This is a genomic window from Mesorhizobium sp. M0618, assembly GCF_040320765.1.
Classification (GTDB): Bacteria; Pseudomonadota; Alphaproteobacteria; order Rhizobiales; family Rhizobiaceae; genus Mesorhizobium.
Window position 1 is genome coordinate 1 of the sequence record NZ_JAMYQH010000063.1, and the last position, 8,104, is coordinate 8,104.

Annotated in this window: 7 protein-coding genes; 6 read left to right on the forward strand and 1 reads right to left on the reverse strand. The window is 64.5% G+C overall.

Translation table 11 applies throughout. The features are described 5' to 3' along the window. The first annotated feature begins 534 nt into the window (after positions 1–534). The 4 genes from NKJ04_RS33235 to NKJ04_RS33250 are packed head-to-tail and all read left to right on the forward strand — an operon-like array spanning position 535 to position 5,557. Complete coding sequence (locus tag NKJ04_RS33235) at positions 535–2,073, forward strand: DUF4153 domain-containing protein (protein WP_352680057.1); 1,539 nt, start codon at positions 535–537, stop codon at positions 2,071–2,073. Between the two features lie 3 nt (positions 2,074–2,076). Beyond that, complete coding sequence (locus NKJ04_RS33240; protein WP_128304302.1) at positions 2,077–2,769, forward strand: response regulator transcription factor; 693 nt, start codon at positions 2,077–2,079, stop codon at positions 2,767–2,769. Then, the gene (locus NKJ04_RS33245) at positions 2,760–4,361 is read left to right on the forward strand and encodes an ATP-binding protein (RefSeq protein WP_352680059.1); all 1,602 of its coding nucleotides are present in this window, start codon (positions 2,760–2,762) and stop codon (positions 4,359–4,361) included. Before NKJ04_RS33240 ends, NKJ04_RS33245 begins: the two co-directional genes overlap by 10 nt. 29 nt (positions 4,362–4,390) lie before the next feature. Then, positions 4,391–5,557 (forward strand): NAD(P)/FAD-dependent oxidoreductase, encoded by a 1,167-nt coding sequence (locus NKJ04_RS33250; protein ID WP_352555963.1) that lies wholly within the window; start codon positions 4,391–4,393, stop codon positions 5,555–5,557. A gap of 223 nt (positions 5,558–5,780) precedes the next feature. Here NKJ04_RS33250 and NKJ04_RS33255 read toward each other — a convergent pair whose 3' ends face one another. Continuing rightward, positions 5,781–6,206 (reverse strand): GNAT family N-acetyltransferase, encoded by a 426-nt coding sequence (locus NKJ04_RS33255; RefSeq protein ID WP_352680061.1) that lies wholly within the window; start codon positions 6,204–6,206, stop codon positions 5,781–5,783. Between the two features lie 127 nt (positions 6,207–6,333). Here NKJ04_RS33255 and leuD point away from each other — a divergent pair, with 127 nt between their 5' ends. Together leuD and NKJ04_RS33265 are read left to right on the forward strand one after the other, a co-directional pair. Continuing rightward, positions 6,334–6,939: a 3-isopropylmalate dehydratase small subunit gene (gene leuD, locus NKJ04_RS33260; protein ID WP_023810900.1), complete on the forward strand. Its 606-nt coding sequence runs from the start codon at positions 6,334–6,336 to the stop codon at positions 6,937–6,939. Between the two features lie 84 nt (positions 6,940–7,023). After that, the gene (locus NKJ04_RS33265; protein WP_023810901.1) at positions 7,024–7,953 is read left to right on the forward strand and encodes an Ivy family c-type lysozyme inhibitor; all 930 of its coding nucleotides are present in this window, start codon (positions 7,024–7,026) and stop codon (positions 7,951–7,953) included. Positions 7,954–8,104 lie beyond the last annotated feature (151 nt).

Genomic DNA, 8,104 nt, shown 5'->3' on the forward strand with positions numbered 1-8,104 from the left:
CCGGACCTTGGCTCAATCGCTCTAATCCCACGAAATCTCTCTCGTGTAGATACAAGGTGTCGAGCGGAGCTCGACGGAGTGGGGGTCGACCCTTGGGCGCAAGGCGAGGCGATGCTTGCGTCTAGTGCTCTTCCTAGTGTCCGTTCACGGCGGTCGCCAGGTGGTTCCCCCACTCCGTCTCGGCTTCGCCGAGCCACCTCTCCCCCCTCCGGAGGGAGAGGAAGGAGCCTGGCGGGGGCAGCGCCAACGCCCGGAAAGGACGGCGGACAGCCCACTCAGGCGCAGGTCCTGCACGAAAACTGCACAGCCTTGCGGAAAACCTCCTCGCATCCGCCCCACCCTTTCCCCGTCGGCCTGACAAACAGGCGGCATGCAAAAGCGAGCAAAACCCTATTGGTTCCTGCCTCACCGGCTGCGCAGCGAAGGCTGGTGGCTAGCCGATCCGCCGCGCGCGAACGCCACGGCGATCCTCATTCCCTTTGTCCGCAGAACCCCGCCGGCAATCCGGCCGGACGCCATCAGGAAGGCCAGGTCATGATATCCTTCTTCACCGCCGCGCCAGGCTATTGCAGCCGCTTCGGTGTCGCCATCCTGCTGGCAGCACTTGCGGATTCTCTCTTTTATGGCCAACCCGCCGGCATCACGGTTTTCCTGTTTGCCACCCTGATTGCCGCCGCGGTGGTCGCCGTGCATCCCGCAGCCTTCAGCGACGGCAGGGTCTGGCTCAAGCCCGCCGCCCTGCTTGTCGCGCTGCTGCCGCTCGCCGAGAACATCAGTGCCTTGTCGGTCTCGATCGCGCTGGCGGCCCTGGTCGTCTTCGCGCTTTCGCTGAGCGGGCGGCTGCGGCACAGCATCGCGCGTATTGCCGGCCAGATCGCGCTGTTCGGGCTGGCGGCGCCGTTCCGCTTCGCCAACGATTTCATCCGCTGGCGCAAGACGGCGCGCCGGTTCGGCCGACGGCGCATCCGGCTGGCGGCGATCGCCGTCTGGGTGATGCCGCTGACGCTGGGTGCGGTCTTCCTGGCGCTGTTCGGCGCCGCCAATCCGGTGATCGACTACTGGCTGTCGCTGATCGACCTGGTGAGGCTGCTCGATCTTATCCAACTGGCGCGGATTGCCTTCTGGCTGTTCGTGCTAGCTGCTGTCTGGGCTTTTCTGCGGCCGCGCCTGCCGCGCCTGGTTCGTCGCATCCCGCACGCGGCGCCGGCCGTCAGCGCTCAAGCCGACAAAACCGTCACCACCATCGAAGACATCCTGTTCGGCAAGGCCGCCATCCTGCGCGCCCTGATCGTCTTCAACGTCCTGTTTGCGCTGCAGACGGCGCTCGACGCCACCTATCTGTGGGGCGGGGCGGCCCTTCCGGACGGGCTGAGCTACGCGGCCTACGCGCATCGTGGCGCCTATCCCTTGATCGTCACTGCGCTGCTTGCCGCCGGCTTCGTGCTGGCGGCGCTGCGGCCAGGCAGCGAGACATCGGCCGATCCGCTCATCCGCCGCCTGGTCTATGCCTGGGTGGCGCAGAACATCATGCTGGTCATTTCGTCGATCCTGCGGCTCGACCTCTATGTCGGCATCTATGCATTGACCTACTGGCGCGTCGCCGCCTTCGTCTGGATGGGGCTGGTCGCATCGGGGCTTGCCCTGATCATCGCCCGCATCGCACTGGGAAAATCCAACGAATGGCTGCTGTCCGCCAATCTTCTGACGTTATCTCTGGCGCTTTATGCCGGCTGTTTCATCAATTTTGCAGCGACGATCGCCAACTACAATGTCGACCATTCCCTCGAAATGACCGGCCAGGGCATTCCCCTAGACGCCTGGTATCTTCACTCGCTCGGTCCGGGCGCGTTTCCCGCACTCGATCGGTTCCTCGAGCAGCAGGGCAAGACGGCGGCCGCCGGCACTGTCCGCGAACTGGCTGGCGTGCGCGGCAGCGATGAAATCTGGTATCGAACTATCCAGCAGAACTGGCGGGCCTGGAGCTTTCGCGACTGGCGGCTGCTTCGATATCTCGACACCAAGGGGCCGTTCGTGATTCCCTCCGCAATCGAACTTTCCATGCCGGGCCGCTGATCCATGCCGCATCACATCCTCGTCGCCGACGATGACCCGCACATCCGCGAGGTGATCTGCTTTGCGCTGGAAAAGGCCGGCATGAAAACGACAGGGGTGGCCGACGGTGCCGCCGCCCTGCAAGCGATCGGCCGCCGGGCGCCGGATCTTGTCGTGCTCGACATCGGCATGCCGGAGATGGACGGGCTGGAGGTCTGCCGGCGACTGCGGCACACATCCGATGTGCCGGTGCTGTTCCTGTCCGCGCGCGACGAGGAGATCGACCGCATCCTCGGGCTCGAAATGGGCGGCGACGACTATGTAACGAAACCATTCAGCCCGCGCGAGCTGGTCGCCCGCGTCAACGTCATCCTGCGGCGCGCCCGCCCGGCGGCGCCCGAACCGGTCGACGACAGGCAGTTTTCGCATGGCAAACTGGCTCTGGCGCCGGCCAGTCACGCTGCCAGCTTCGATGGCAAGGCGCTTGCCCTGACGGGGATCGAATTCTCGATTTTAAAAGGGTTTCTGACGCGGCCCGCGCATGTGCTCGACCGCGACGCAGTGATGGCCAGCGCCTATGCCGCAAACATCCATGTCGCCGGCCGCACCGTCGACAGCCATATCCGCAACATCCGCGCCAAGCTGGCAGCAGTGGGTTGCCTGGATGTTATCGAGACGGTGCATGGCGTCGGCTTCCGGCTCGGCCGATGCGGCTGACGACTTCCGGCAAATGGATCGGCCGCAAATGGCGGCCACGGCTTGCCACGGTCGTCGTCGCCATCCTGATCATGGTGATGGCCCTGCCATTGGTCGGCTTGTTCTTCTTCCGTCTCTACGAGAACCAGCTGATCCGCCAGACCGAAGCGGAGCTGATCGCGCAAGGGGCGGCCATCGCCGCCATCTATGCGCAGGATGTGCGTGACGCCGGTATTGCGGCGGACAAGCTCGGCGCGCCGATGCCGAGGCCAAGCGGGGATTCAAGCCGAAGCGTCAATCCGGACCCGCTCTACAGGCCAATCGAGCCGCAACTCGATCTTGCCTCGGATTATGTGCTGCCGACCCGGCCGGCGGCGATGCCTGCGATCGTCGATCCCACCTTTGCCGCGATCGGTACCCGTCTGTCCGGTATTCTCGACGCCACGCAGAAAACCACGCTGGCCGGCTTCCGGCTGCTCGATCCCCGGGGCGTCGTCATCGCCGGTCGTGGCGAGGTCGGCCAGTCGCTCGGTGCGGCCGAGGAGGTGCGCACAGCGCTTGCCGGTCACTATGCCAGCGCGCTCAGGCTGCGCATTCCCGACCAGCCGACGCCACCGCTCTATTCGGTCAGCCGCGGCACCAAGGTGCGTGTCTTCGTCGCCCTGCCGGTCGCCGTCGACGGCAAGGTCGCCGGCGTCGTCTATGTGTCGCGGACGCCCAACAACATCATCAAGCATCTCTATGGCGAACGCGGCAAGGTGACGTTGGCGGCGATTGCTATAATCGGCGGCACGCTGCTCATCGGCATGGTTTTCCTGCGTACCGTCAGCCGGCCGATCTATGCGCTGATCGACCGAACCGAGCGCATAGCCGCCGGCGACCGCGCGGCGATCCGGCCGCTCGACCATCACGGCACGCGAGAGATGGCGGAGCTGTCCGCAGCCTTCCTCGACATGGCCGAGAAGCTTCAGGCGCGGTCGGACAGCATCCAGACTTTCGCCACCCATGTCTCGCACGAGCTCAAATCGCCGCTGACAGCGATCCAGGGCGCGGCCGAACTGCTGCGCGATTCCGGTGGCGCGATGGACGATACGGAGCGGCGGCGCTTTTCCGACAATATCGTCACCGACGCCGGGCGGCTCAATCTGCTGGTTCGCCGTCTGCTCGACCTAGCGCGTGCCGAAAACCTGGCGCCGAGCGGCGAAAGCACATCGATCGGTGCGGCGCTGGCGCTGCTGCCCGTCGACAACAGGCTGGCGGTTTGCGTCGGAGCCGGCGGCGACATCAGATTGCGCATATCGGCCGAGAACGCGGCTATCGTGCTGGCCAATCTCATCGACAATTCGGCCAGGCACGGCGCGACGGCGGTTTCTGTCTCCGCTACGAGCGCCGACGGCAAGGCGAGCATCCTAGTCAGCGACGACGGCGCCGGCATTTCGCCGAGCAATCGGGCGCGCATTTTCGAGCCGTTCTTCACCACGCGGCGCGAACAGGGCGGCACCGGCATGGGGCTCGGCATCGTGCTGGCCCTCCTGAAAGCGCATGATGGTATGATCGCGCTGGTTGACAGCGAACGCGGCACGCGCTTCGAGATCATTGTGCCGGTGGCGTGACGGACACCATCGGCCGGATCGGAGAAAAAATGCGCTACGACATCGTCATCATCGGTGGAGCCATCGTCGGCTCCTCGGTCGCCTATTACCTGCGTGAGCAAGGGTTTTCCGGCACGATCGCGCTGGTCGAGCGTGATCCGCAATTCGCGCATGCGGCAACGACGCTGTCCATGGCTTCGATCCGCCAGCAATTCTCGATCCCGGAAAACATCCGCCTGTCGCAGTTCACGCTAAAACTGTTCCGGCGGCTGAAGGAAGAGTTCGGGGATGATGCCGATATCGGCTTTCGCGAGGGCGGCTACCTCATCCTTGCCGGCGAGGACGGCTTGCCGATCCTCAAGAGCAATCACGAGGCGCAGATCGCGGAGGGCGCCGACATCGTGCTCGAGGATGCCGACCAGCTTACGCGCCGGTTCCCGTGGCTGTCGACCGAGGGCATTTCAGCCGGCGCCTATGGCCGCACCGGCGAAGGCTGGTTCGACGCGCATGCGATGCTGACGCTGTTCCGAAAGGCGCTGCGGCAGAAGAAAGTCGATTTCATCGCCGCCGATGTCACCAGCATCGCGCGCGATGGCAACCGCGTCACGGGAGTGAGCCTCGGCAATGGCGAGACGCTGAAGGCCGGCATCGTCGTCAACGCCGCCGGCCCGAACGCCGGCAAGGTGGCTGCCATGGCCGGGCTTGAACTCCCGGTCGAGCCGCGCAAGCGCAATGTCTTCGTCTTCGAGGCGCGCGAGAAATATGCCGATATGCCGCTGCTGGTCGATCCCTCCGGCATCTATGTCCGTCCGGAAGGCTCGGTCTATCTCACCGGCGGCGCCGAACCGGAGGAAGGCGACCGCGCACCCGATCCCGGCGACTTCGAGGTAAACTGGCCGCTGTTCGAAGAGGTGATCTGGCCGGTGCTGGCGACCCGCATTCCCGCCTTCGAGGCAATCAAGCCGACCCGCGCCTGGGCCGGCCACTACGACTACAACACGCTCGACCAGAACGCGGTGATCGGTCCGCATCCCGAAGTCGGCAATTTCATCTTCGCCAACGGATTCTCCGGCCACGGCCTGCAGCAGGCGCCGGCGGTCGGCAAGGCGCTGGCCGAACTGATCGTGCATGGTGGCTACCGCACGGTGGACTGCTCGGCGTTCGGGTATGGGCGGGTGGCGGAGGGAAGGGCGTTCCGGGAATTGAATGTGATTTGAGCGATCAGCGCAGACCGCCGTTCTATCGAGTTCCCCCCTCTGGCCTGCCGGCCATCTCCCCCGCAAGAAGGGAGATCGGCAGCTTCAGCGCCTTGCTCTTTCCTGCGACGCAGGAATTGGCGAAAGCGGTTGAGCGCTCAATCTCCCCCCTTGCGGGGGAGATGTCCGGCAGGACAGAGGGGGGTGCTGTCCCGCTAGCCGTTGCAAGTCAGGTGACCGCACGTCAGCCCTTGCGGTCGAACCAGAAGGCGTCGGCCATGCGCTTCATGCCGATACGTTCGTAGAAGCCGACGGCGTCGGGCATGGAGATCAGGCTGATGGCGACCGATGATCCAAGCTGCCGCCGCGCCTCGTCCATCAGGCCCTTGCCTATGCCGAGCCCCTGCGCCGATCGGGAAACGGCGAGTTCGGAGATGTAGCAGACCCAGGAGAAGTCGGTGATCGCCCTGATAACGCCGATCAGCGGCTTGCCCTCGACGTCGAGGCGCGCGGTCAGCACCAGGTTGGCGCCCGACAGCATCGCCCGCAGCCGTGCTTCATCATCGACCGGTCGTGTCTCGCCGAGGCCGGATTCGACCAGCACGCGCCGGAATTCGGCGATGTCGAGCGCGGGTTCGCTGTTATAGAGGACGTGTGCGTTTTCTGCCATGTCCGCCAGACTGCACCATCGGGCTGGCTTGTGCCACCGTGCACGAACAGTTGCCTTTTATTTGCCGCCGGCTTTGTGTAAACCGTGCCTCAGCAATCCCCCCGCAACGAAAACACGGGCAAAAGCCATGGAAAAGTTCACCAAGCTCACCGGCGTCGCCGCTCCGATGCCGATCGTCAATGTCGACACCGACATGATCATTCCGAAGGATTACCTCAAGACGATCAAGCGCACCGGACTCGGCACAGGCCTGTTCGCCGAAATGCGCTACAAGGACGACGGCTCGGAAAACCCGGATTTCGTGCTCAACAAGCCGGCCTACCGCAAGGCGCAGATCCTGGTCGCCGGCGATAATTTCGGCTGCGGTTCCAGCCGCGAGCACGCACCATGGGCGCTGCTCGACTTCGGCATTCGCTGCGTCATCTCGACCTCGTTCGCCGACATTTTCTACAACAACTGCTTCAAGAACGGCATCCTGCCGATCACCGTCAGCCCCGAGGATCTCGAGAAGCTGATGGACGACGCCTCGCGCGGCTCCAATGCCACCGTGTCGGTCGACCTCGAAGCCAAGGAAATCCGTGGTCCCGACGGCGGTGTCGTGACCTTCGACCTCGACGACTTCAAGCGGCACTGCCTGCTCAACGGGCTCGACGACATCGGCCTGACCATGGAGAAGGCCGGCGCCATCGCCTCGTTCGAGAAGCGAAACGCCGAACAGCGCCCCTGGGCCTGAGCGGTACACACTCCAGGCGGAGGCCCGGCCGCTTTTCAGGCCTTCGTTGCGCCGGGTTCGTTGCGACTGAGTGGAGGGACAGTCATGACACGTTTGCTTCTTGCCGGCGTTTGCGGGCTGGCCTTGTTGCTGGGGCAAACCGTGAGCGCGTTTGCGCAGACACAGGCACCCGCCACCCAGCCGGCCCCGGCGACGGACCAGCCGTCCGCCGATCAGGGGACGAACGCCGCCGACGCTGCCGATGACGACAAGCAGGCGCCCGTCCCTTTCGAAGGCGGCACGCTGACCATCACCCAGAAGGAACAGTATGGCGAGAAGGTGCTTGCCTATGACGGCCAGCAGCTGGCCACGAACTATGACGTCTTCTTTGACAGAATCGTGGAAGTCGGCGGCGTCAAGGTGGCGCTGTTCGATGTCGGCGACGGCGGCAACCAATGCGGGCCGGCGACGGTGATCGTCTGGAAACCGGAAGGTGGCACGATCCAGAGCACAATGGTCGAGCAGGACCAGTGCGGCGCCCCGCCCTCGGCGGTGTCCGACAATGCCATCTATTTCGTGCCGTATTTGTTGCCGGGGGATGAGAAACCGGCTTTGCAATGGTCGCCGACCGATGGGCTGACGATTTCGGGCAACCTGACCTACATGCCGGAACCCGGCACGGACTGGAAAGACATCGATCCGGAAAAGTACCAGAACATCATCGACGCCTTCCACAACGAGGCTGTCTACAAGGAAGCCGAAAAGCTGCTGGGCAAGGACATGCCCGATATGGCGACCAGCCTGCTGGTCGGCGGCGGCACGGAAAAGACCGCTTCGGGCGCCTTCTACGCCAGCGGCTGCGTGCCGCATGACTGCGGCGGCAATGACGGCTTCATGGCGGTCGACCCGGCCCAGCACAGGCTCTATTTTGCGCGCCGCGGCGACAATGGCAAGCCGCAGGCGTGGCCTGATGTGGCGACATGGCCGGCCGATGTGAAGGCGGCGTTGGACAAGGCGCTGGGGTCTGCGAACTAGGCATTTCGGCGGTGAACCAAAAACTGTTTCGCCGCGATCCTTCACACCCCCCTCTGCCCTGCCGGGCATCTCCCCCGCAAGGGGGTGTTTGGACCGGAGACATCGCGAACAGGTGTGCGAGGACATCGCGAACAGTTTTGTCACTTATCGT